Genomic DNA, 21,011 nt, shown 5'->3' with positions numbered 1-21,011 from the left:
AATACCCCCTTTTGGGATCTGTCGTTGGGTAGATCAGGCGGCGCGCAGATCAGCGGTTGCGGTTGCCACGCGACAGAGCGCGGGACAGGCGCGCGGCGATCTGCCCTTCGCTGCGGCGGAACCCGGCCACATCTGGCGTGGTAATGTTGATCACCACCTGCGTTGCACCGCTGCCGGAACTGGTAACGCCAAGCGATCCGTCGGCGGTGCGGCGCAGCGGCAGGATCGCCTCTGGCCCCGCTTCGCCCATCAGCCCGGTGCCGCCGCGCATGGGAAACATCGTGGCGCCGCTAACCACGCCGCCCCGGGCAAAGGGCATTACCCGCCCCTGCGAAAAGGCAGCGCCATCGGCAAAGGGCAGTATGTCGCTGACCAGATTGCCAACACCGCTGGCCAGCAGCCCGCCCACGTGATCGGTGACCGGGCGAATAGCGGCGTTATAGCTGGTTCAGATCATCGAGCGCGCAACGGTATCCAGCGCGTCCGACAGGCTCTTGCCATCAAACACCACGCCTTCAAAGGCGCGGCGCAACCCGCGTGACATGCCGCGTTCAAGGCTTTGCACATCCTTGCCCGTCGCGGCAAAGGCCTGGCGCACCCGGCGCAATTCCGTGTCGAAACTGGCCGCCATCCCGGCGGCATCCCCCAGCGCATCGCCCAATGCCTCGCTGCGCAGTTCCAGTTCGGCGATTTCACTCTCCGCCATGGTCAGGGTCCTTTGCTTTCGGAGTATCGGGAAAGGCTGCGATCAGATCCTCAAGCCCTGCACGGTTCAGCGCCCCGTCAGCGCCCACGGGGGCCAGCATCAGCCGCAGCTCGGCCGGGGTTAGGCGCCAAAATGCATCGGGGCTGAGGCGCAGACCGACAAGGCCAAGGCGCAGCAACGCGGGCCAGTCAAAGCCGCTCATGCCTCTGTTCCGGGAAGCGAGAAACTGCGCGCCAGCAGCTGCGCCGCCACCCGCGCTGCGCCCAGAGGTCCCGCCGCGATATCGGCCTGAGCCAGTTCCTCGGCGCTTAAAGAATGGCCGCCGCCCTCAAGACCCGCCGCCAGCAGGGCAAGGATATCGCGGGCGGAAAACCGCCCCGCTTCGAACCGTTGCACCAGATCGACGAGACTTCCCTCTGCAAGGCTTTGCTCCAGCCCGGCCAGGGCGCCAAGGGTCAGCTTCAACGCGTAAGGCTTTCCATCGATGGTGATTTCCACCTCGCCACTGTAGGGATTTGCCATGGATCACACCGCAGTAAAGCTGAGAATCCCGGCGCTGGCCAGCGCCAGCTCGTAGGTGGCCTCGCCATTGTGGGTGCCCGCATAATCCAGCGAGGTCACCTGAAACGGGCCCTCGATGATACCGAAATCGGGGATCACCACCTGAAAATCCGGGGTGATCCCGTCAAAGAACAGCTGCCGCGCCCGCTCATCCGTGCCCGCATCGCGAAACACCCCAGAGCCCGAGATATTGGCCGAGCGCACCCCGGCGCCAGAAAGTAGCTCGCGCCAGCCGCCCTGGCTTTCAAGGCTGGTCACATCGACGCTTTCGGCGTTGAAACTGATCCGGGTGGCGCGCAGCCCCGCGATGGAATCGAATTGCCCATCGCCGGTCATATCCACCTTGATCAATAGATCCTTGCCATTCTGTGCACCCATTAGGTCACTCCACTATTGTCTGAATTAAAGAACCGGCAGAGCAGCGTTCAGCTGTCTTCGACCCGGGCGGAAAAACGCAATACGATGCTGCGCCCGCCACCGCTGAGCCGCTGTGCCGCGGCACGGTCGAACCACAGGCCCACCAGCCGCCCCCGGCTCAGCAGCAGCGGCGCATCACTCAGTGCATCGCAAACCGCCGCCGCCACGGATTTTGCATGGGCAAATCCGGCGGTGTCAGAAAACACACTAACCGTGAAACGGTGCCGCGCCCCGGCTCCTGTAGCATCCGAGCGATCCTCGACCTCCTCTGGCCCCAGAGCCACGTAGGTCTGTGGCAGGGTACCCGACGGCAGTGCGTCGAACAGATCACTGCCGATGAGCGCACTCAGAGCCGGATCCGCCAAGAGGTGCTGATAGACCGCGGCCTCCAGCGCGGCGGAAATAGCATAGCTCATGCGCCCAGCTCCTCGACCGCGAAACAGGTCAGATAGCGCGCACCGGGGTCCGCTTCGCTCACCGCGTCGATGCGAAACCGGCGGGTACCTTCGCGAAGCCGCTGATCAGGACGCGGCCGCGCCGTCGCCCCCACGGGGGCGGCCCGCACAGTGATGCGATAGTGTTGCAGCGACAGGCTGCCGCCCTGCTGGTCTGCGTTGCGCCCGCTGAGCGCCGTGACCTCGGCCCAGAGGGTGCCAAGCGCGCTCCAGCTTTCGATATATCCGCCAGCGCCATCGGGCAGACGCCGCGGGTCCTCCAGCACCAACTGCCGGGACAGATGCGGGCGGCGCGACGCCCCAGTCATTGCACCGCCCCCAGGGACAGGCGTATGGCGCGATAGCGTTCGATAAGGCTGGTGACGCCAAATGGCATGCAACCGCCGTGCAGGCCGGTATCCCCGCGGTATTCGTAGTAATGCGCCGCCAGCATCAGCACCGCCTGCGCCAGATCGGCAGGCAAGCCGCCCCAGTCCGGCGCCAACTCGGCCTCGAAACTGACCCGCACCGAACCGCCCTTGACCACGATGGGCAGGAACCCGCGTTGCGGGCAGAGTTTGGGATGATGGGTGTCGCGCTCCAGCCGGTAGAGTGCGGGGTCCACGATCACTTCGCCGCCCTCGGCATCCCGCATCACAATCTCGGTCACCGAGGTCACCGGCGCGACGGGCAGGATCTCAGCCTCTGCGTTGCGCCAGCGCGTCTGCTCCCAGGTGAAGCTGCGTGTTATCAATATCTTGCCAGTCCGCGCTTCGATGGCAGAGAGCGCCGCACGCAAGAACCCGTTCAGAACACCGTCCTGAAGGCTGTCTTCGGAAAACCCAGTGCCCAGCCGCAGGTGCGCCTTGAAGGCCTCCAGCGGCAAGGCGCTGTCCGGCAGCGGCGCCACATCGGTCAATATCATCACATTTCTCCGCACTTCCCGGCGTCCTCATGGCTTTGTCTCATCGGCTGCAGCGGGCACACATCCTCCCTGCCGCTCGGACGGAGGGGGAGCAGCTGGACGACAGGGAGTATCTGACATGCGCCCGCCGACGGGTCCGGGCTGCCGGTCCCGTCATCGGTCCCGGGCGATTAGCTCAGGCCGAATTTCATCAGTTTGATGGCCGCAAAATCGCTGACATCACCGCCGATGCGTTTGGTGGCGTAAAACAGCACATGCGGTTTGGCGCTGAAGGGATCGCGCAGCACCCTGAGGTCGGGCCGTTCGGCAATGGTGTACCCGGCCGCAAAATCGCCAAAGGCCACCGCGTAGCTGTCCGAGGCCACATCGGGCATGTCCTCGGCCACCAGCACCGGATAACCCATCAGCCGTGCCGGTTCACCCGCAGCCAGACCGTCGGACCACAGGAAGCGGCCGTCAGCGTCCTTCAGCTTGCGGATCACCCCGGCGGTCTTGGAATTCATCACAAAACTCGCGTTGGCCCGGTAGCGCGCCCCCAGCGCATAGACCAGATCGACAATCGCATCGCCCGTGCCTATGCCCCCATCGGTGCCCGTCGCCACATAACCAAGGCTGCCCCAGCTCCAGCTGCTATTGTCGACCGCCGGGTGGGCCAGAATCCCGGTGGGTTTGTCGATCCCGTCACCGCTCAGAAAGGCCGCTGCCTCGGAGCGGGCGAATTTGTCGGCGATACGCCCGGCCAGCCAGCCTTCGATGTCAAAGGCGCTGTCGTCCAGCAGCCGTTGCGAGGCCTTGGGCAAGGCGCTGAGTTCATGCAGCGGGATGGTGATCCGGTCAATGGAGGGCGTGCCGGTTTCGACCGTGGGATCGGTTTCACTGGCCCAGCCTGCCTCCACATCCGTATGATCGATCAGCACATCGAACGAGGTCGCTTCGACATTCACGACCGAGGCCACGGCCCGGATCGAGGCTGTCGATTGCAGCACCGATTTCACCGTGTCCGCCGTTTGCGGATCCGCCAGGTAGCCGCCATCGCTGTTGACCACGGTGGACAGGGATTTACCGTCGAGATCCAGCCCGCGCAACGCGCTCTCATCCCCTGATCGCAGATAGCTGCCAAAGGCCTTTTGATGCGGGGCGCCAATGTCTTCGCCTGCCGCCAGTTGCGGTCGGTTCACCACCAGAGATTTTCGATCCAGCATTGTCATGCGCGCGTCCACCTGTTTCAGTTTTTCCTGCACTTCACCCCGGAACCCCCTGAAGTCTTTGACAAAGCCGGAAACCGCCTGCCTGACTTCCTGCGCCAAAGGCGCCGTTTCTCCGGTGTCAGCCGGACTGTTGTGATTGCTCATCTGCCTGTCCTGTGTTGTGAAGGTTTTGCGGGCCCGGGATCCCCTCGACATCCGCGCAGGCACCGCGCAGCTCCGCCGCAAGGGTCCGCAGAGCCTCATCCGCGCAGCGCCGCGATTTTGCCGACACCCGGGCCGTCGCCAGCATCGGGAAGGTCACCAGCGAAACCTCCCAGAGATCCAACTCGGTCAGTTGCCGTCCGCCGCCGACCCGCCAGGTCGCCTTGACCGTGCGATAGCCAATCGACAGCCCGTCAATGGCCCCGGCCGTGATCAGGGACACCGCTTCGGCGCCGCGGCGGGTATCGGTCAGGACCCGGCCGCTGACCCAAAGGCCACGCGCATCTTCGCGTACCTCGTCCCAGACCCCAATGGGCTGCGCAGGATCGTGCTGCCACAGCATCTTGACCTTGCAGTCCCGCGAAGCCAGTGCTTGCAACGAGGCGCCATAGGCCCCGGGCATCACCACATCGCCGCCCTGATCGACCTCGCCAAACAGGCTGGCGTAGCCCCGCACGACATTGTCCGCCGCAAGGGCAATCCCGCCGCCGCCTTTGGCAAACTTATGCTCCAATTCCATTTCAGGTCGCATGCAATACTCCCGATAACACTCTGAATTTGCGATCAAAGACCAACCAGAAAGGATTGAAACGCCTGCGCCAAGATCACCGCGGCGACGCCGTAAACAGTCAGCCACAGGCGTTTTTCCAGCCGTTCCATCATCTGCTCCATCCGCTCCAGCCTGCGGTTCATCGCCTGGTTCTGAATCTCGGTGACGCGTTCATGGGCCGACAGCCGCAATCCCGGAGAACAATCAAACGGAGGCAAGGGTATCTCAGACATCCGTCTCTCCCTCTGCCAGCGGCGGCAGGCCCAGCAGGCGGCGTTTTTCATCCCGGCTCAGGAAATCGGCGCGAGAGATCCGGCGCCACTGCGCCTCGCGCTCGGCTGCAAGTGCCGTCACCTGATCAAGGTCCGGTTTCAACTCCAGCGCCTCACCCGTAAATCCCGACAGCCAGTCCGACAGCGCCGTTGCCACACGGCCCGCCAGCGGCAGCACGGTCAGCCGGTAAAACGCGCGGTTTGCCTCTTGATAATTGGCGTAGGCAGAATCGCCGGGCAGACCCAGCAGCATCGGCGGCACCCCGAATGCCAGGGCGATTTCCCGCGCAGCGGCTTCCTTGGTTTTCTGGAACTCCATGTCCGAGGGCGAAAACCCCATCGGTTTCCAGTCAAGGCCGCCTTCCAGAACCATCGGGCGGCCAGCATTGCGTGCACCCTGGAAATTCGTTTCAATTTCATCGCTTAACCGGCGAAACTGATCCTCGGGCATCATGCCCTGCCCATCGCTGCCGGACCAGACCAGCGCCCCGGATGGACGCGCAGCGTTATCCAGCAGCGCCTTGGACCAGCGCGAGGCAGCGTTGTGAACGTCCACAGCCGTCGCGGCGGCCTGCAAGGGTGCAAGCCCGTAGTGGTCGTCCTGCGGGTGGAAACTGCGGATGTGGCAGATCGGGCTGCGGAGGCCAGTTACGGCAAACCGGTGCTTGCGCCCGCCCACCGCATAATCATAGGCCACCGGCCAGCCATCGTCCCCCGGAATAACGCTGATCCGGTCCGGGCGCAGCACGTGCAGCTCCGCCGGTAGTCCCTCATCCCCGGCTACGGCCTCAACGTAGGCATTGCCAGACAACAGGGTATACCCGATCAGCGCCTCGATCAGGTCCGTGCGGGATTGCGCCGGGTTTGGCCGTGCGAGCAGGGTCAGCAGCGGATGGTTGTCATAGCGTTGCGTCGCATCCTGCAGGATCAGCGGCAAAGAGGCGGCCGCCTCGGCGATCAGTTTGACGGCGCGAAATCCCACTGGATTGCCTGCAAAACCGCTGCGGGTCAGCGAGACGGCGTCGCGCGGGCTCCAGTTGACACCGCCCAGCCCGTGCCAGTTCACCACGCGGGCCGCCGCGCTTGCTTTCTGCTGCACCGGGGGTTCGGCTGCCCGTGTCTTGCGCCGCAGGAGGTCAAAGACCATGCTGCACTCCTCATGCTTGATCGGGCCAATCCGCCCTTTGCTGAGAAACAGTTGTGCCTGAGCGGTATGAAGATCCACGAAGTGCCGCGCCCGCCGGGGGCGCAACACCCCGGCCCCCGGATCAGAGCAGACGCGCCCGTGGCAGGCGCAGAGAGGCGGCAGGACGGATCATCAATTCGTGCAGGGCCCAGACCAGCGCATCCAGCCGATCCGGCGATCCCTGCCGCAAATATCCGCGCGCCGTCATCTGGCACATCTGATCCTCCAGCGCAGCGAGCCCCGGCAGATGCGCCACCCGTCCCTGTTCATAAAGCGCCGCCACCGGTTCGGCCCGCGCCGCCTTGCCGCGCGCTGCGTGCAGGGCGCGAAAGGGCACCATTGGATCCACTTGCCGCAATACGCTTTCAACCAGCGCGCCGCCCTGATTAACCTCGGCCACCAGCCGGTCGGCGTCGAATTCCTCGCGCGCACGGATCGCCGCCTGGGCCCAGGCGAGCGGCTGCGCGCCCTCCTGGGTGCGGTCGGCCAGCACGAAGGCGCGCCAATCCTGCGGCGGCCCATCGGTGATGGCACCGGCTACCACGATCCCACAGGCGTCCGAGGATTTCCCAGCACTGACAGCGGGGTCCACCGCCACCACCACCCGGCTCAGCCGCGGCGCAGTCTCGACCCGGCCCCGCTCCAGCTGCTCCGCCGACCAGAGTGCCCCCTCCACATCAGAGAGCAGCACCCCGTCCAGTTCCTGCCGCCCCAGCCGCGATCCGGCATAGCGCGTGCGGACCTCTGCCAGGAAGGAGGGCGCCAGATGGGCCCGGTTTGCCTCTGTCGCGGCGTGGCTTTGTACCGTGCTGTCCCGCGCCAGCAACTCCCGCAGCAGCCGCGTGTTGCGGGGCGTTGTGGTGACGCAGACCTGCGGGTGCGTGCCAAGCCGCAAGGCAAATTGCAGCATGTCCCAGCAATCCCGACCCTTTTTCCACTTGGCCAGTTCGTCCGCCCAGGCCGCATCGAACTGCGGGCCGCGCAGCGCCTCGGGATCATGGGCGGAAAAGGCCTGCGCCATCGCACCATTGGCCCAGATCAACTTGCGCTCGCTCGGCTTCCACATCGGACGGCGATCCGAGGGAGAGCAAGCCAACAGCCCGCTGTCGCCGTGGATCATTACATCACGCACCTGATCGTATGTCTCGGCAATCAGTGCAACGCGCCGGGACTTTCCTTCGGCCAGGGGCGTCGCCCCCTCGACCTGCGCCCGCAGCCATTCTGCGCCGGCCCGCGTCTTGCCCGCCCCGCGCCCCCCAAGGATCACCCAGCAACGCCAATCGCCCTCTGGCGGCAGCTGATGGGGATGTGCCCAGACCTCAAACAGATAGGGCAGCGCCCGCGTGGCCTGATCACTCAGTCCCTCCAGCAGGCGGCTCTGCAACTGCAGCGGCCCGGAGGCAATCCAGGCGGCGGCAGATTTCAGCCCGGGCCTCTTCAAGGTCGAGTTCAGCATCCCCTGCGGCGGTGTCATGGGTTCGCTCTGCAATCAACTTCTCCACTTTCTGGCTGTCCCGGATCAGGCTTTCGAGCTTCGCCACCTGCTGCCGCTCTCCCTGTGTCAGCGCCTCTGCACCGTTCTGCATCAGGGAAACGTGCAAGCCCTCCGCCTCGTTGCGCAGCCGCAGCAGCGTGGCCCGCAAAGACCGCAACAGATCGCGGACAGGCCGATGGTCATCGGCGGGGTCTGGTGTTGTCATGGGAATCATCGGGCCTCATACGGAAATGCTCCGGATGAGAGAAAGAAAGGACGGCCGCCGACATGCGCTGCGGGGCCGCCAAGTTTCCTTCCAACTGCAGCTCAACTTATACGGGTTTCTGCCCATCATGTCAAGCGCTGCAGCAGGTTGGCAGAACGGCGGCGCCAATCCTTGTTAGGCTTTGCGGCCCGTCGGATGCAAAGCGACCGGGTATCCCGCGGTCCGCACGCAAAGAAAAAGGGCGCCGAGGCGCCCCTTTGTATCACTGTGAATGTGTCGTCCGCCGCTGGGTGCCAGCGTCAGATAAAGGACACCTCAATCGCTGCTACGCTCTGCCTCGATCTGGCGCCACTTGACCACGTTGCGGTTGTGTTCGGCCAGGGTTTCGGCAAAGGCATGGCCACCCGTGCCATCGGCGACGAAGAACAGGTAATCCGTTTCATCCGGATTGACCGCGGCCTCCAGGCTGGCAAAGCCAGGGTTGGCAATTGGGGTCGGCGGCAACCCTTCGATGACATAGGTATTCCAAGGCGTTACCCGGCGCAGCTCGCTTTGACGCAGACCACGTCCCAGCACGCCCTCGCCTTGAGTGACACCGTAGATCACCGTCGGGTCGGTCTGCAAACGCATGCCGCGTTTCAGACGGTTGGTAAAGACGCTGGCCACTTGCCCGCGTTCCTCGGCAACACCGGTTTCCTTTTCGATGATCGAGGCGAGGATCAGCATCTCTTCGGGCGTTTCCACAGCAGCATCCGCAGAGCGGCCTTCCCAGGCGGCATTGATGCGCAGGACTTGACGTTCCTGCATTTCTGCAAGGATCGCTGCCCGCTCATCACCGGGCGTGACCTCATAGCTGTCCGGCGCCAGCATGCCCTCGGGCGGGCGCTCACCGGGATCGCCTTCAAGGATATCCATGGACTTTAGCGCCTCGGTTACCTGCCAACTGGTCACACCTTCGGCCAGTGCGATGCGGAACCGGGTGTCGGCTTCGGCCTTTTTCTCAAGGTATTCGGCGGGCGCTTCGTCCTCGGCGGGGTTGAACTCTGCCCGCTCCACGAACCGGTTGCTGGCCGGATCCATTTCGCGCACCTCAGCCAGAACCCGGGTGACGCCGACACGATAAACGATCTCGGTGCCGCAGGTGCTGGCGCCGCCACGGGTGATCTGATCGACGATCTCCTCCATCGAGGCGCCGGGTTGTACCAGGTAGCTGCCCGCCTTCAGCAGCGATGCCTTGTCGCTGTATTTCACACCAACCCGGAACAGGGCCCCGGAGGTCACCGCGCCCTGATCCTCCAGCGTGCGGGACACGCGGGTCATATTGGAGCCGCTTTTGACGCGCAGGCAGATGGCCTGCTCCAGCGGTCCCTCAGAGGTGTATTGCGACTGGCCCCACATGATGACGCCGCCCAAGAGGAACAGCGCCACGATGAGGACCGTCAGCATGTTGGAGGCCAGTGCGCGCCACATTTATTTCGGCTTTCCGAAGATCACCGAAGCATTGGTGCCGCCAAAACCGAAGGAGTTGGACAGGGCCACGTCGATCTTGCGTTCGCGTTTGGCGTTGGGCGCCAGATCGACCCGGCTTTCGATGGCGGGGTTGTCCAGGTTGATGGTCGGCGGTGCCACCTGATCGCGGATCGCCAGGATAGAGAAGATCGCCTCAATCGCGCCGGCCGCACCCAGAAGGTGCCCGGTCGAAGATTTGGTCGAGGACATGGTGACATTGCTCGCGTGATCGCCCAGCATCCGCTCAACCGCGCCCAGCTCGATGGTGTCGGCCATGGTCGAGGTGCCATGTGCGTTGATGTAATCCACATCTGTCGGCTTCAGGCCCGCATTGGACAGCGCGGCCCGCATGGCGCGCTCGCCACCCTCACCCGATTCCGACGGGGCGGTGATGTGATAGGCGTCGCCCGACATGCCGTAACCCAGGACCTCGGCATAGATCTTGGCGCCGCGCGCCTTGGCGTGTTCGTATTCTTCCAGCACCACCACGCCGGCGCCCTCGCCCATGACGAAGCCATCGCGGTCCTCGTCATAGGGGCGGCTCGCGGATTGCGGATCGTTGCCGTATTTGGTGCTGAGCGCCTTGCAAGCGTTGAAGCCCGCGATGCCGATCTCGCAGATTGCCGCCTCGGCGCCGCCGGCGACCATTACATCGGCGTCGCCCGCGCGGATGATACGGCTGGCATCACCGATGGCGTGCGCGCCGGTGGAACAGGCGGTGACGACCGAGTGGTTCGGGCCGCGGAAGCCATAACGGATCGACACCTGACCGGAGGCAAGGTTGATCAGCGAGCCAGGAATGAAGAAGGGGGAGACACGGCGCGGACCGCGTTCCTTGATCAGAACCGCGGTGTCTGCGATCGAGCTGAGCCCGCCGATGCCGGAACCGATCATCACGCCGGTGCGCAGCAAGCTTTCCTCATCGCTCGGGGTCCAGCCCGCATCCTTGACGGCCATATCCGCAGCCGCCATGCCATAGAGGATGAAATCATCCACCTTGCGCTGTTCCTTGGGGGCAAGGAACTCATCGGGGTTGAAGGTACCATCGGTGCCATCACCGCGCGGGACTTCGCAGGCATAGGTGGTGGCGACGCCGCTTTCATGGGCATCGAACAGGGTGATCGGCCCGGCGCCGGATTTACCTTCCAGCAGACGCGACCATGTTTCTTCTACCCCGCTGGCCAAGGGGGTAACCAGGCCAAGTCCGGTGACAACTACTCGACGCATTCCATGCTCTCCTCTGCCTCGGCATTTTTCGCCCATCCAAATACCTTGGATTTACCAAAAGGTGCAAGAGCGCCGACGCAGGTCCGCGCAGATGGGCCGGTCGGACTGTATTGTCGGAGACCACCAAAGAAAAACACCCTACGGCCTGCTGCGCCGAAGGGTGTTTTCATTTCTTTTCAGCAGACTAAGCGACTGACCTATCACCTTGGTAGCCCGGAACATCCGCCGCCGGAGCCCGCAGAGCGCCGAAATAACGACCGCGTCATCGGTGCTTTAGCGAAATTCCGCGACGGGTTCGGGTTGCGGACGCGCGGTTTCCAGCGCTTCCTCAAGAGTCAGCGTCTTGCGGAACAGCGCCCGCCCGACCAGGGCACCGGCAATATTGGGGATGTATTTCAACCGCGAAATGTCATCCACGTTGCGCACCACGCCGCTGGCGATGACCGGCGCTTTCGCCTCGGCTGCTAGGCCGGAAATCAGACCCAGCTGCGCCTCGACCTCGGACATGTCGCTGTCGATATCGGTGACCAGGATTGCCGCGAAAGGCGCGTTTTCAAAGGCGGCGATATAGGCTTCAGGAGAGAACGCACCGGATTGGCGCCAGCCTTCGGTCATCACCTGCCCCTGCCAGACATCCACTGCGAGCACGATCTGATCGGGGTATTGCTTGGCCAGTTCGCTGACCAGCGCCGGATCCCGCGCGGCCAGGGTGCTGACGGTGACCCGCCCGGCACCAAGGTCGATCCAGTGCTCGACCTGCTCGCGGCTTCGCAGGCCGCCCCCCAGTTGCACCGGAATGCCGACGCTGCGGATGATTTCCTCGACTAGCGCAGCATTGGAATCATCGCCCTGCACCGCATTGAAGTCGGTCAGGTGCATCCATTCCGCCCCGGCGGCCGCAAAATCCTTGGCCGTCTTGACCGGATCCACATGCCAAAGAACCGGTTCCTCCAGGCGCCCCTTGTCCAGCGTTACGCAACCGCCGTTCATCAGCTCCATCGTGGGGTAGATCATCATGGCATAGGTCCTCCTAGCGGGTTGGATCAGGATATCGCCCCCAGCATACCACAGACTGGGGACGTCCATGATCACCTCGCCACAAAACCGTCCACCCTCCATGACGCAAAACGGCGCTTCCCGGTAGGAAAGCGCCGCCTTGGCATTCACAGATATGTGAATGACGTATCTTAGGAAGCTTCAGTGATGAATTTCACTGCGTCGCCGAAGGTCTGGATGGTTTCGGCTGCATCGTCCGGAATTTCGATTCCGAACTCTTCTTCAAAGGCCATAACCAGCTCGACCGTGTCCAGGCTGTCTGCGCCCAGGTCGTCGATGAACGAGGCATTCTCGGTCACTTTGGCTTCTTCAACACCCAGGTGCTCTACAACGATCTTTTTCACGCGGTCTGCGACGTCGCTCATATCCATTCCTCGTTTTTTCTTCAGGGCAATCTGCCCGGTTTTGCCCTTACCCGCTCGGGCTGGCGTGGTTTTGCCCGATCCGGGCGGTTGTGCCCCCGCCGGGCGGGGGCTGACCGAGACAGGGGTCAAACCCCTTCGTCAGCGGAAATATGGGCCGCCTATAGCACAGACGCGCCCAGAGGCAAACGTTTTCGCGCCGTTCCGGGTGATCCAGAGAACGGGTTAAAACGCGTGCTGCACTGGCAAATGGAGGTTGTGGGGAACGCCCACAAGCCCCGCGCCGCGGATTTCACCATAAAGTTTTTGTTAACAGATACTTGTGAAGGAAATCGCCTCTGACAGACGCAAAAAAGGAGCCCGAGAGGGCCCCTTTTTCATCATTCTGCAACGCCGCAATCCGGCGCGGCAAGGCTATTGCTAATCACAGCATCGCCATACCGCCATTCACGTGCAGGGTGCTGCCGGTCACATAAGCGGCCTCGGCGCTGGCAAGGTATAGAACCGCGGCAGCGATCTCTTTCGAATCTCCCATGCGGCCTGCTGGGATCTGGGTCAGGATCGCGTCCTTTTGGTTGTCGTTCAGCTTGTCGGTCATCGCCGTGGCAATGAAACCGGGGGCAACCGCATTGACGGTGATGCCCCGGTTAGCCACTTCATAGGCGAGGGATTTGGACATGCCGACCATACCGGCCTTGGAGGCTGCGTAGTTGGCCTGCCCCGGGTTGCCGGTTGCACCGACCACTGAGGAAATATTGATGATCCGGCCCCAGCGCGCCTTCATCATGCCGCGCAGCACGCCCCGGCACAGGCGCATGGTGGAAGTGAGGTTCACGTCCAGAACGCTCTGCCATTCCTCGTCCTTCATGCGCATGAACAGGTTGTCTTTGGTGATGCCTGCGTTGTTCACGAGGATATCAACGGAGCCCATTGCCTCGGCCGCCTGTTTCGGCAGCGCTTCGACGGCGTCCGCGTCGCTAAGGTTGCAAGGCAGCACAAAGGCGCGCTCGCCCAGTTCCTCGGCCAGGGCCATCAACGGCTCTTCGCGGGTGCCAGAAAGGGCAACAGTGGCGCCAGCAGCATGCAGCGCGCGGGCGATATCGCCGCCAATGCCGCCGGATGCGCCGGTGATGAGGGCAGTCTTGCCAGTCAGATCAAACATGTTCTTTTCCTCAAGTCTTCGAACGGCCTCATGCAGAGACGCTATTTATGGTCTTCTCCCGGCGCGCAAGCGTCGGGACGCGTCCGCCCGCCCCATGGCGGGCGCGTTTACGCCCACCAGGGCGACCACGTCCCGCCGGGCAACCGGCAGACATATCGCTCAGGCCGCGCGTCAGCCTTCAACCGCAGCTTTAACGCCCTCGGCGGTGCCGAACTGACGGCAAGTCAGGCTGCGGTCGATCTTGCGGATCATACCGGACAGGGCCTTGCCCGCGCCGATTTCCCAGAATTCGGTCACACCCTTGGCGGCCATCGCCTGCACGCTTTCGCGCCAGCGCACCGAGCCGGTGACCTGCTCGACCAGCAGCTGGCGGATGGTATCGGGATCGGTCACCTCATCAGCGCGGACATTGGCGATCAGCGGCACGGCAGGGGCTTTGATCTCAACACCTGCCAAGGCCTCGGCCATCACATCGGCGGCAGGCTGCATCAGAGCGCAGTGAAATGGGGCACTGACCGGCAGCATCACGGCGCGCTTGGCGCCCTTTTCCTTGGCGATCACGGCGGCGCGCTCAACGGCGGCCTTGGATCCGGAGACCACAACCTGCGTCGGGTCGTTATCATTGGCAGCCTGGCAAACCTCACCCTGAGCGGCCTCTTCGGCAACGGCCCGCACTGCGTCAAGATTCAGCCCCAGGATCGCGGCCATGGCGCCCTCGCCCACCGGCACGGCGTCCTGCATGGCAGCGCCGCGGGTGCGCAGCAGACGCGCGGTATCGGCCACCGAGATCGCCCCGACAGCAGCCAGCGCTGAATACTCACCCAGCGAATGCCCGGCGACAAAAGCGGCCTTGTTGATGGTGATACCTTCGGCCTCAAGTGCGCGCATCGCGGCCATGGAGGTCGCCATCAGCGCCGGCTGGGCATTGCGAGTCAGGGTCAAGGTTTCGATATCGCCCTCCCAGATCAGGTTGCTAAGGGATTCCCCCAGCGCCGCGTCGACCTCGTCAAACACCGCTTTTGCGGCGGGATAGGCCTCGGCCAACTCCTTGCCCATGCCGATTGTCTGGGCACCCTGCCCGGGAAACACGAATGCGACAGTCATCAAAGACCCCATCTTTATTTGCCATTTCAGCCGGTTTAGACGCAGCTGACCCTGCGTACAAGGGATCTGCGCCCGATGCCGCGTCAGCGCACCTCCCATGTGCACCGGTTGACAGCTGCCCGCATTGCATGCGCGCCCCCGCACGGTAGGCTGTCGTCGTATCCCGTACCCAAGGAGGGTTTGTCCCCGTGTCCCGCCGCAATTCATTCTCCAGCTATGGCAGTGTCGCCAAGACGTTTCACTGGCTGACAGCCTTGCTGATCCTTGCCGCCTTCCCGCTTGGCTATTTTGCCAACGAGCTGGCACACACCATCCAAAGCCCCGGCTTTGACGGCGCGCAGGAAACCATTTCCCGCGCCACGCTGTTGTTTTCCTTGCACAAGACGGTCGGCGTTGCCGTGTTCTTTGTGGCCCTGGCCCGGATTCTCTGGGCGGTGACGCAGGAGAAGCCGGGGCTGCTGCACCCGGACAACAAGCCCGAAGCACTGGCGGCTGAAATCGTGCACTGGATGCTCTATATCTCTCTGGTGGCGGTGCCGCTGACCGGCTGGATCCACCACGCCGCGACAACGGGCTTCGCACCGATCCTCTGGCCCTTTGGCCAGTCCCTGCCCTTTGTCGCCAAATCCGAAAGCGTTGCCAGCCTATTTGGCGCGGCACATGGTATTCTGGTCTGGACCCTGCTGGCCGCCCTGGCCCTGCACGTGGCGGGTGCGCTGAAGCATCATGTGATCGACAAGGATTCGACCCTGCGCCGTATGCTGCCTGGATCCGGTGATATGCCCGTGCCCCCGGCGCAAAGCCACAGCGCCCTTCCTGCCCTTGCCGCCATTGCCGTCTTTGCAGTGGTCCTTGGTACCGGTGCGTTCCTTGGTCTCGACGACGACCAAACCGCCACAGCACCGCAGGACGAAACCTCTGGAACGCAGCCCACCGCGAATGCGGAAACCGAGACCGCAGATACCTCTGGCTGGCGCGTCGAGAGCGGCACCCTTGCCATCTCGGTTGTGCAGATGGGCAGCAGCGTAACCGGTCAGTTCGCCGACTGGAACGCCGACATCAATTTCGAAGAGCCCGCCGCGCCGGGACCGGCTGGCGATGTTTCCGTCACCATCTCGATCGCTTCGCTGACCCTTGGATCGGTCACGGACCAGGCGATGGGCCCGGATTACTTCGATCAGGCGACCTATCCCACCGCAACATTCGAAGGTGAGATCGAAAAGACCGCAGACGGCTATCAGGCGGTTGGACCGCTCACCATCCGCGATCAAAGCGTGCCCATCACCTTGCCATTCGAACTGACCCTGGACGGAGACAAAGCCAGCATGCGCGGACAGACCACCGTCAACCGGCTGGATTTCAATATCGGTCAGGGCACCCAGGACGAAGGCACTCTTGCCTTTGCGGTGGAGATCTCGGTGGAGCTGGAGGCGACGCGCAACTGACGGCGCGGCTTCCCCCGATCAAAGCGCTTCTTTACGCGGGCCACACCAGTGGCCCGCGTTTTCGTTTTGGCCATCGATAATCGTATACGGGTACAAAAGGACGGCAGAGCCTCCGCATGGGGGCGGCCCCGACAGGTAGAGCTTCCACGGTGCAATGAGGCCAACGGAATGAAAACCCGTACCTGTTGTCCTCCACGCCATAAACGGGGACGCAGCAGGGATCCTACGGCTCCTGCTGAGATGCCTCCCTGCCCGCGTCTCCTCCGGCCATCGCTAGAGCCTATTGAGCCCCCCAGAGCGCACCACACCAGCGCGCACAAAAAAGCCGCCGGTCCCAGACTGGAACCGGCGGCGGATCTTACGATCAAGTCAGTAGCTTATTCAGCTTTCATCGCTTCGATGGAGATCTGAACCTGGACTTCATCGCTGACGTAAGGAGCGAATTTTTCCAGACCGTAGTCGCTGCGCAGCAGCGTGGTGGTTGCGTTGAAACCCGCCCAGGGCTTGCCCGCCATCGGGTGATCACCCGACTGGTTCAGCTTGGCATCCAGCACGACAGATTTGGTCACACCGTTCAGTGTCAGATCGCCGGTGATGTGCGCGGTGTTCTCGCCGGACACGTGGATCTCGGTGGAGGTGAAGGTCACCATTTCATCTTCGGTTGCCGCAAAGAAGTCATTGGACATGAAGTGATCGAAACGCGCCTGCCAGCCGGTCAGCATCGACATCACGGGCATCGACACGGAAACGCTGGAGGCTGCCGGATCTTCCTTGTCGAACATGATCTCGCCTTCAAACCCCGAGAACATGCCCCAAGTGGTCGAAAAGCCGAGGTGGTTGTAGTTGAACACCACCTGGCTGTGGCTGGAATCCAGCACGTATTTTTCAGGCGCGGCGACAGCGGCGGTGGCGGCGGCGCCGGTCAGGGCGGCGGCAAGCAGAAGGTTTTTCATAGTCAGAGGACTCCGTTGGAACGAAATTTGTATGCCCAACACCTGTGCCACCGGGCGACGAAATGAAACTGGCAATTTTCCACATTGTCTGTTCCTAACCGAACAGTTACCCGCGAACCGGGAAGTTGTCTGTTTGATTGCAAGACCTTACCGAGCAACCGCGAAAATTCTGCGCCTATTTTTCAAGCGGTTTTCAGGTTAGCAGCGGCACAGATCCGCTGAGCTGATCGCGCAACAGGCTGCGGGACTGCACAGTACTCAGCGGCACCTCGAACAACAGGCTGCCATCCGCCTCGAACAACTGAACCGTGGCCGAGGTCAGCCGTGCTGCCCCAAGGCTGTCGTAGCGGCGGCGCAGAATAGTCCGGACCGCGCCTTGGCTATTGGTTCTCAGCACCCGCAATTCCCGCCGCACCGGATCGAAACACACTTCTGTGCCGGGCCGCAGGGGCCGTATGGTCAGCAGAACCATCCCCAGAAAGAAAAAGACCACGCAAACGCCCACCCGGATCACTTTATCCCCCGGGTGCATCATTTCCGCGTTCATCATCCACAGCCCTGCCGCGCAGAGCAGTAAAGCCACGCCCAGCATCTGCAGCAGCATCCTCCGCATCGGCCAATTCGCTTTGAACCCCAGCACAAGCGACCCGCCCCTCATGGCGCCAGGGGCTTTGGCAAAGGATCCGGGAATGACGGGGTGCGGGATCTGGGCTAGGCGCATGGGGTCCTCACTGTAGCTGGCCGGGCAAACCGACGCTCGTTAATGCTTGATTAACCACGTTGAAGCCGATGAATGCGGCAGTATTTTGACCAAACCGAGGGGGTTTCCCGCACGCCACAGTGGCCTTAAGCATGTCCTTAGGCCGGGCCCCGAGTGATTGCAGGCGTAGCGCTGCGTTTATCCCTTGCTCTTATCGGCAAAGCCTGTATATCGGGGCTTCCTTCCGCACGACATTCGATCCGCGCAGACTCTCGTGACAGGGCCGCGGAAGGCTACATCGCCCCGTCTATGAAATGCGCCTAGACACAAACAGGAGTTCGCATGCCCCTCTATGAGCATGTAATGATTGCGCGTCAGGACCTGTCCAACTCGCAAGCTGAAGGCCTCATCGAACACTTCGGTGCTGTTCTGTCCGACAACGGCGGTAAGCTGGTCGACCAGGAGTACTGGGGCGTCAAGACGATGGCCTACAAGATCAACAAGAACCGTAAAGGCCACTATGCGTTCCTGAAGACCGACGCACCGTCTGCGGCGATCCAGGAAATGGAACGCCTGATGCGCCTGCATGACGACGTCATGCGTGTTCTGACCATTAAGGTCGACGAACACGACGAAGGCCCCTCGGTCCAGATGCAGAAGCGTGACGACCGTGAAGGTCGCCGTGAACGCCGCTGATCAACGCTTGAGAAAAGGACGCTAAACCATGGCAGCCAAACCGTTTTTCCGCCGCCGCAAAGTGTGCCCCTTCTCGGGCGACAATGCGCCGAAGATCGATTACAAAGACACCCGTCTTCTGCAGCGCTACATCTCTGAGCGCGGCAAAATCGTTCCCTCCCGTATCACCGCCGTTTCGGCGAAGAAGCAGCGTGAACTGGCCCGCGCCATCAAGCGCGCCCGCTTTCTCGCCCTGCTGCCCTACGCCGTGAAGTAAGGAGACCTGACATGCAAGTTATCCTTCTTGAACGTGTGGCCAAGCTGGGTCAGATGGGCGACGTCGTAGACGTCAAACCCGGTTACGCCCGTAACTACCTGCTGCCGCAGAGCAAGGCCAAAGTTGCTTCCGAAGCCAACATCGCCTCCTTCGAAGCCCAGAAAGCGCAGCTGGAAGCGCGCAACCTGGAGACCAAGAAAGAAGCCGAAGCCCTGGGTGAAAAGTTCGACGGACAGCAGTTCATCGTGATTCGCTCCGCTTCCGATGGCGGCAACCTCTACGGCTCGGTCACCCCGCGTGACGCAGCCGACGTTGCCACCGAGGAAGGCTTCTCGGTCGACCGCAAGCAGGTCATCATCCGCGAGCCGATCAAGACCCTTGGTCTGCACGTGGCCGAAGTGCACCTGCACCCGGAAGTCATGGTCACTATCAAGCTGAACGTAGCCCGCTCGCCGGAAGAAGCCGAACTGCAAGCCTCGGGCAAATCGATCCAGGAGCTGGCCGCCGAAGAGGAAGCCGCTGCTGAATTCGAAATCTCCGAGCTGTTCGACGACATCGGTTCCGCTGCCTCCGACGATGAGGACGAAGGCGAAGCCGCTCCGGCCGCGACCGGCGACGAAGAGACCAACGCCTGATCCCAGCGGATCACAGCGAGAGAACACGAAGGCCGTGCCCCACATGGGCGCGGCCTTTTCCTTTGCCAGACAGCACACTGGCCATGATGGACCTTCCTGCCTACAGTGAATGGGTAAGAGATGCATTTGGACAAAGGAGAAACCCGATGATGCTGAGAACCATCGCGATTGCAGGGCTATGCGCCGCGACCCTTTCCGGATGCGACACGCCATCGGTTGACGCGCCCTTGTCGCTGGCCGGAACTCCGGGCCCGAACTATCAAGCGGATCTGGCACAATGTCAGGCCTCGGCCCGTCAGATCGGACAAGGTCACATCGGAACAAGCGCCGCACTTGGAGGTGCAGGCGGTGCCTTGGTGGGGGCGACCGAAAACAGCGACAAGGCGCTTGTTGGCGCGATTGCTGGCGCCATGGCTGGTGCCGCCGTAGGCGACATCCAGGTCAAACAGGCCCAGCGTGACTACGTGATCCGCTGCATGCAGAACCGCGGCCATCCGGTGACCGGCTGATCGCGGATTTCCGCCACATGGGCTGATGAGGTCGGCGGGAACCAGCTGGGTCCCGCCCCCGGCAAGCGCGCCTGCTGCGCTGCGCGGGGGCCTTGCACGCCCTTTCAGTTCTCGGGCGGCGTCTGCTCTGGCGGGTTTGGCTTTGATTCAGCCGGTGCTTCAGCCAATGATGCGAAACTCATTTGCGCTGTTATTATGGACCGCTCAGCTTATTGGGACCGCGGAAAGTGGGAAACGGCCGCGGCCCCTTTTTACTGCTCGTTTACGGGCACCGCTACAGGCGAAAGCAGGGCACCCTTCCTGAGGTATTATTTTTGCCTCAATGCGCATGGGTATTTTGGCGTTTCCAGCGAAAATTAACAAAGCCTTATAAATTAGAATTGTTTGCACTTTTCCGGATATCGGCGGAGGCCCGCCAAAGCTGCCGACTGTACGTGCCAATGGCTCCATAACGGGACTTTTGCGCGCCTGAAACGGGCGCTCACACCCCTTTCAGCGGCGCTGCCCCCCTCATGGATCGGTGAAGATTTGCCGATGAAACAGCGCTGCGCTTCCCCCCGATTGTGGCCATTCTCAAGCATGACTAGTCTGCCGTGACGGATCCACCGGTGCCCATCGTCTCCCCAGACGGAGCGCCCTTCACGGATCCATTCTGTTCCTGTTGCCCGGAGTTCCCCGATGCACCGACGTCATGTCTTCTCTCTGCTGGCCTTGCCGCTGCTTGCCGCGGGCTGCGGCGCTGCCCCTCAGGCCGTCAGCCGCAACGAGCCGCCACTGTTTCCCAATGAAACCCCGGACCTGCGCAAGAAGATTAATTACTGGTCCGACCATTACGAGGTGCCACGCTCTCTGGTGCACCGGCTGGCGGTACGGGAGAGCACCCATCGCCCAACAGCCGTCAACCGGCCCTACTACGGCCTGTTGCAGATTCTGCCCGCCACCGCGCGTTCGATGGGCTTCAAAGGCAAGCCACAGGACCTGTTGGACGCAGACACCAACCTTGAATTCTCGGTGAAATACCTGCGCGGCGCCTGGCTGCTTGCCGATGGTAGCGAGGACACCGCAGTCAAACATTACTCGCGTGGCTACTACTACGAAGCCAAGCGCCGCGGCATGCTGAAGGAAACCGGCCTGAGGACCTGAACCGGCTTGTGGTGTCCATGTGGCCCGCATTCCCTGTATCAGAATGAAAAAGGGCCGCCCCTGACGGGCGGCCCTTTCAACAACTACTGGAGGG

The 21,011-nt window shown here is 62.6% G+C and carries 26 protein-coding genes and 1 pseudogene; 6 read left to right on the top strand and 21 right to left on the bottom strand.

The features are described from left to right. Positions 1 to 49: 49 nt before the first annotated feature. From AC5SSZ_RS06180 to fabD, 19 genes and pseudogenes are all read right to left on the bottom strand, one after another. Positions 50 to 706 (bottom strand): annotated as a pseudogene (locus tag AC5SSZ_RS06180) (RcGTA-type gene transfer agent tail tape measure protein). After that, a complete protein-coding gene (locus tag AC5SSZ_RS06175; RefSeq protein ID WP_495437617.1) occupies positions 693 to 908 on the bottom strand; it encodes a rcc01693 family protein in 216 nt (71 codons plus the stop codon). The pseudogene AC5SSZ_RS06180 and the gene AC5SSZ_RS06175 overlap by 14 nt, the downstream one beginning before the upstream one ends. Then, positions 905 to 1,228 carry a gene transfer agent family protein gene (locus AC5SSZ_RS06170; RefSeq protein WP_495437616.1) on the bottom strand — a complete coding sequence of 108 codons (324 nt, stop codon included), beginning with the start codon at positions 1,226 to 1,228 and terminating at the stop codon, positions 905 to 907. Before AC5SSZ_RS06170 ends, AC5SSZ_RS06175 begins: the two co-directional genes overlap by 4 nt. 3 nt (positions 1,229 to 1,231) lie before the next feature. Then, a complete protein-coding gene (locus tag AC5SSZ_RS06165; RefSeq protein ID WP_495437615.1) occupies positions 1,232 to 1,645 on the bottom strand; it encodes a phage major tail protein, TP901-1 family in 414 nt (137 codons plus the stop codon). Between the two features lie 47 nt (positions 1,646 to 1,692). Beyond that, the gene (locus AC5SSZ_RS06160; RefSeq protein ID WP_495437614.1) at positions 1,693 to 2,100 is read right to left on the bottom strand and encodes a DUF3168 domain-containing protein; all 408 of its coding nucleotides are present in this window, start codon (positions 2,098 to 2,100) and stop codon (positions 1,693 to 1,695) included. Next, positions 2,097 to 2,447 carry a head-tail adaptor protein gene (locus AC5SSZ_RS06155; RefSeq protein WP_495437613.1) on the bottom strand — a complete coding sequence of 117 codons (351 nt, stop codon included), beginning with the start codon at positions 2,445 to 2,447 and terminating at the stop codon, positions 2,097 to 2,099. The genes AC5SSZ_RS06160 and AC5SSZ_RS06155 overlap by 4 nt, the downstream gene beginning before the upstream one ends. Next, positions 2,444 to 3,043 (bottom strand): head-tail connector protein, encoded by a 600-nt coding sequence (locus AC5SSZ_RS06150; protein ID WP_495437612.1) that lies wholly within the window; start codon positions 3,041 to 3,043, stop codon positions 2,444 to 2,446. The genes AC5SSZ_RS06155 and AC5SSZ_RS06150 overlap by 4 nt, the downstream gene beginning before the upstream one ends. 170 nt (positions 3,044 to 3,213) lie before the next feature. Further along, positions 3,214 to 4,395 (bottom strand): phage major capsid protein, encoded by a 1,182-nt coding sequence (locus tag AC5SSZ_RS06145; protein WP_495437611.1) that lies wholly within the window; start codon positions 4,393 to 4,395, stop codon positions 3,214 to 3,216. Beyond that, positions 4,370 to 4,984, bottom strand: coding sequence for an HK97 family phage prohead protease (locus AC5SSZ_RS06140; RefSeq protein WP_495437610.1), 615 nt, complete (start codon positions 4,982 to 4,984; stop codon positions 4,370 to 4,372). Before AC5SSZ_RS06140 ends, AC5SSZ_RS06145 begins: the two co-directional genes overlap by 26 nt. Before the next feature lie 32 nt (positions 4,985 to 5,016). Further along, the gene (locus AC5SSZ_RS06135; protein ID WP_065270415.1) at positions 5,017 to 5,235 is read right to left on the bottom strand and encodes a GTA head formation protein, RCAP_rcc01685 family; all 219 of its coding nucleotides are present in this window, start codon (positions 5,233 to 5,235) and stop codon (positions 5,017 to 5,019) included. Next, positions 5,228 to 6,421 (bottom strand): phage portal protein, encoded by a 1,194-nt coding sequence (locus AC5SSZ_RS06130; protein ID WP_495437609.1) that lies wholly within the window; start codon positions 6,419 to 6,421, stop codon positions 5,228 to 5,230. Before AC5SSZ_RS06130 ends, AC5SSZ_RS06135 begins: the two co-directional genes overlap by 8 nt. Before the next feature lie 121 nt (positions 6,422 to 6,542). Next, positions 6,543 to 7,916, bottom strand: coding sequence for a DNA-packaging protein (locus AC5SSZ_RS06125; RefSeq protein WP_495438321.1), 1,374 nt, complete (start codon positions 7,914 to 7,916; stop codon positions 6,543 to 6,545). Further along, positions 7,813 to 8,160, bottom strand: a complete 348-nt coding sequence (locus AC5SSZ_RS06120) for a recombinase (RefSeq protein ID WP_495437608.1) — start codon at positions 8,158 to 8,160, stop codon at positions 7,813 to 7,815. The genes AC5SSZ_RS06125 and AC5SSZ_RS06120 overlap by 104 nt, the downstream gene beginning before the upstream one ends. Positions 8,161 to 8,475: 315 nt before the next feature. Beyond that, positions 8,476 to 9,630, bottom strand: a complete 1,155-nt coding sequence (gene mltG, locus AC5SSZ_RS06115) for an endolytic transglycosylase MltG (protein WP_495437607.1) — start codon at positions 9,628 to 9,630, stop codon at positions 8,476 to 8,478. Then, complete coding sequence (gene fabF / locus AC5SSZ_RS06110) at positions 9,631 to 10,896, bottom strand: beta-ketoacyl-ACP synthase II (protein WP_495437606.1); 1,266 nt, start codon at positions 10,894 to 10,896, stop codon at positions 9,631 to 9,633. Positions 10,897 to 11,169: 273 nt separating this feature from the next. Beyond that, a complete protein-coding gene (locus AC5SSZ_RS06105) occupies positions 11,170 to 11,913 on the bottom strand; it encodes a 1-(5-phosphoribosyl)-5-[(5-phosphoribosylamino)methylideneamino]imidazole-4-carboxamide isomerase (protein ID WP_495438320.1) in 744 nt (247 codons plus the stop codon). Between the two features lie 170 nt (positions 11,914 to 12,083). Further along, positions 12,084 to 12,317: an acyl carrier protein gene (locus AC5SSZ_RS06100; RefSeq protein ID WP_065273474.1), complete on the bottom strand. Its 234-nt coding sequence runs from the start codon at positions 12,315 to 12,317 to the stop codon at positions 12,084 to 12,086. 421 nt (positions 12,318 to 12,738) lie between these two features. Beyond that, a complete protein-coding gene (fabG, locus tag AC5SSZ_RS06095; RefSeq protein ID WP_495437605.1) occupies positions 12,739 to 13,476 on the bottom strand; it encodes a 3-oxoacyl-[acyl-carrier-protein] reductase in 738 nt (245 codons plus the stop codon). 171 nt (positions 13,477 to 13,647) lie between these two features. Further along, a complete protein-coding gene (fabD, locus tag AC5SSZ_RS06090) occupies positions 13,648 to 14,580 on the bottom strand; it encodes an ACP S-malonyltransferase (RefSeq protein WP_495437604.1) in 933 nt (310 codons plus the stop codon). Between the two features lie 188 nt (positions 14,581 to 14,768). Between fabD and AC5SSZ_RS06085 the strand changes: the two genes are divergently transcribed. Then, positions 14,769 to 16,025 (top strand): cytochrome b/b6 domain-containing protein, encoded by a 1,257-nt coding sequence (locus tag AC5SSZ_RS06085; protein WP_495437603.1) that lies wholly within the window; start codon positions 14,769 to 14,771, stop codon positions 16,023 to 16,025. Positions 16,026 to 16,402: 377 nt separating this feature from the next. Here AC5SSZ_RS06085 and AC5SSZ_RS06080 read toward each other — a convergent pair whose 3' ends face one another. Together AC5SSZ_RS06080 and AC5SSZ_RS06075 are read right to left on the bottom strand one after the other, a co-directional pair. After that, the gene (locus AC5SSZ_RS06080; protein WP_274839125.1) at positions 16,403 to 16,978 is read right to left on the bottom strand and encodes a YceI family protein; all 576 of its coding nucleotides are present in this window, start codon (positions 16,976 to 16,978) and stop codon (positions 16,403 to 16,405) included. A 193-nt stretch (positions 16,979 to 17,171) separates the two neighbouring features. Continuing rightward, entirely contained in the window at positions 17,172 to 17,699 is a 528-nt protein-coding gene (locus tag AC5SSZ_RS06075; RefSeq protein ID WP_495437602.1) for a hypothetical protein, read from the bottom strand. A gap of 321 nt (positions 17,700 to 18,020) precedes the next feature. Between AC5SSZ_RS06075 and rpsF the strand changes: the two genes are divergently transcribed. From rpsF to AC5SSZ_RS06050, 5 genes are all read left to right on the top strand, one after another. Next, positions 18,021 to 18,374: a 30S ribosomal protein S6 gene (gene rpsF / locus AC5SSZ_RS06070; RefSeq protein ID WP_065270423.1), complete on the top strand. Its 354-nt coding sequence runs from the start codon at positions 18,021 to 18,023 to the stop codon at positions 18,372 to 18,374. Between the two features lie 28 nt (positions 18,375 to 18,402). Then, positions 18,403 to 18,630, top strand: a complete 228-nt coding sequence (gene rpsR, locus AC5SSZ_RS06065; RefSeq protein ID WP_005982441.1) for a 30S ribosomal protein S18 — start codon at positions 18,403 to 18,405, stop codon at positions 18,628 to 18,630. Positions 18,631 to 18,641: 11 nt separating this feature from the next. Next, positions 18,642 to 19,265 (top strand): 50S ribosomal protein L9, encoded by a 624-nt coding sequence (gene rplI, locus AC5SSZ_RS06060; RefSeq protein WP_065270424.1) that lies wholly within the window; start codon positions 18,642 to 18,644, stop codon positions 19,263 to 19,265. 146 nt (positions 19,266 to 19,411) lie between these two features. Further along, positions 19,412 to 19,774, top strand: coding sequence for a hypothetical protein (locus tag AC5SSZ_RS06055; RefSeq protein ID WP_495437601.1), 363 nt, complete (start codon positions 19,412 to 19,414; stop codon positions 19,772 to 19,774). Positions 19,775 to 20,452: 678 nt separating this feature from the next. Continuing rightward, a complete protein-coding gene (locus AC5SSZ_RS06050) occupies positions 20,453 to 20,917 on the top strand; it encodes a lytic transglycosylase domain-containing protein (protein WP_065270426.1) in 465 nt (154 codons plus the stop codon). Positions 20,918 to 21,011 lie beyond the last annotated feature (94 nt).

It is taken from the genome of Phaeobacter sp. CC-HEC084, from assembly GCF_059429255.1.
The sequence above is the reverse complement of the archived record's forward strand: the minus strand, read 5'-3'. Positions and strand labels throughout refer to the sequence as shown.

Excerpts from the sequence above, each read along its gene's own strand:
- AC5SSZ_RS06175 (WP_495437617.1), bottom strand. The coding sequence starts at position 908 with ATGAGCGGCTTTGACTGGCCCGCGTTGCTGCGCCTTGGCCTTGTCGGT.
- AC5SSZ_RS06170 (WP_495437616.1), bottom strand. The coding sequence starts at position 1,228 with ATGGCAAATCCCTACAGTGGCGAGGTGGAAATCACCATCGATGGAAAG.
- AC5SSZ_RS06165 (WP_495437615.1), bottom strand. The coding sequence starts at position 1,645 with ATGGGTGCACAGAATGGCAAGGATCTATTGATCAAGGTGGATATGACC.
- AC5SSZ_RS06160 (WP_495437614.1), bottom strand. The coding sequence starts at position 2,100 with ATGAGCTATGCTATTTCCGCCGCGCTGGAGGCCGCGGTCTATCAGCAC.
- AC5SSZ_RS06155 (WP_495437613.1), bottom strand. The coding sequence starts at position 2,447 with ATGACTGGGGCGTCGCGCCGCCCGCATCTGTCCCGGCAGTTGGTGCTG.
- AC5SSZ_RS06150 (WP_495437612.1), bottom strand. The coding sequence starts at position 3,043 with ATGATATTGACCGATGTGGCGCCGCTGCCGGACAGCGCCTTGCCGCTG.
- AC5SSZ_RS06145 (WP_495437611.1), bottom strand. The coding sequence starts at position 4,395 with ATGAGCAATCACAACAGTCCGGCTGACACCGGAGAAACGGCGCCTTTG.
- AC5SSZ_RS06140 (WP_495437610.1), bottom strand. The coding sequence starts at position 4,984 with ATGCGACCTGAAATGGAATTGGAGCATAAGTTTGCCAAAGGCGGCGGC.
- AC5SSZ_RS06135 (WP_065270415.1), bottom strand. The coding sequence starts at position 5,235 with ATGTCTGAGATACCCTTGCCTCCGTTTGATTGTTCTCCGGGATTGCGG.
- AC5SSZ_RS06130 (WP_495437609.1), bottom strand. The coding sequence starts at position 6,421 with ATGGTCTTTGACCTCCTGCGGCGCAAGACACGGGCAGCCGAACCCCCG.
- AC5SSZ_RS06125 (WP_495438321.1), bottom strand. The coding sequence starts at position 7,916 with ATGCTGAACTCGACCTTGAAGAGGCCCGGGCTGAAATCTGCCGCCGCC.
- AC5SSZ_RS06120 (WP_495437608.1), bottom strand. The coding sequence starts at position 8,160 with ATGACAACACCAGACCCCGCCGATGACCATCGGCCTGTCCGCGATCTG.
- mltG (WP_495437607.1), bottom strand. The coding sequence starts at position 9,630 with ATGTGGCGCGCACTGGCCTCCAACATGCTGACGGTCCTCATCGTGGCG.
- fabF (WP_495437606.1), bottom strand. The coding sequence starts at position 10,896 with ATGCGTCGAGTAGTTGTCACCGGACTTGGCCTGGTTACCCCCTTGGCC.
- AC5SSZ_RS06105 (WP_495438320.1), bottom strand. The coding sequence starts at position 11,913 with ATGATGATCTACCCCACGATGGAGCTGATGAACGGCGGTTGCGTAACG.
- AC5SSZ_RS06100 (WP_065273474.1), bottom strand. The coding sequence starts at position 12,317 with ATGAGCGACGTCGCAGACCGCGTGAAAAAGATCGTTGTAGAGCACCTG.
- fabG (WP_495437605.1), bottom strand. The coding sequence starts at position 13,476 with ATGTTTGATCTGACTGGCAAGACTGCCCTCATCACCGGCGCATCCGGC.
- fabD (WP_495437604.1), bottom strand. The coding sequence starts at position 14,580 with ATGACTGTCGCATTCGTGTTTCCCGGGCAGGGTGCCCAGACAATCGGC.
- AC5SSZ_RS06080 (WP_274839125.1), bottom strand. The coding sequence starts at position 16,978 with ATGAAAAACCTTCTGCTTGCCGCCGCCCTGACCGGCGCCGCCGCCACC.
- AC5SSZ_RS06075 (WP_495437602.1), bottom strand. The coding sequence starts at position 17,699 with ATGCGCCTAGCCCAGATCCCGCACCCCGTCATTCCCGGATCCTTTGCC.
- rpsF (WP_065270423.1), top strand. The coding sequence starts at position 18,021 with ATGCCCCTCTATGAGCATGTAATGATTGCGCGTCAGGACCTGTCCAAC.
- rpsR (WP_005982441.1), top strand. The coding sequence starts at position 18,403 with ATGGCAGCCAAACCGTTTTTCCGCCGCCGCAAAGTGTGCCCCTTCTCG.
- rplI (WP_065270424.1), top strand. The coding sequence starts at position 18,642 with ATGCAAGTTATCCTTCTTGAACGTGTGGCCAAGCTGGGTCAGATGGGC.
- AC5SSZ_RS06055 (WP_495437601.1), top strand. The coding sequence starts at position 19,412 with ATGATGCTGAGAACCATCGCGATTGCAGGGCTATGCGCCGCGACCCTT.
- AC5SSZ_RS06050 (WP_065270426.1), top strand. The coding sequence starts at position 20,453 with ATGCACCGACGTCATGTCTTCTCTCTGCTGGCCTTGCCGCTGCTTGCC.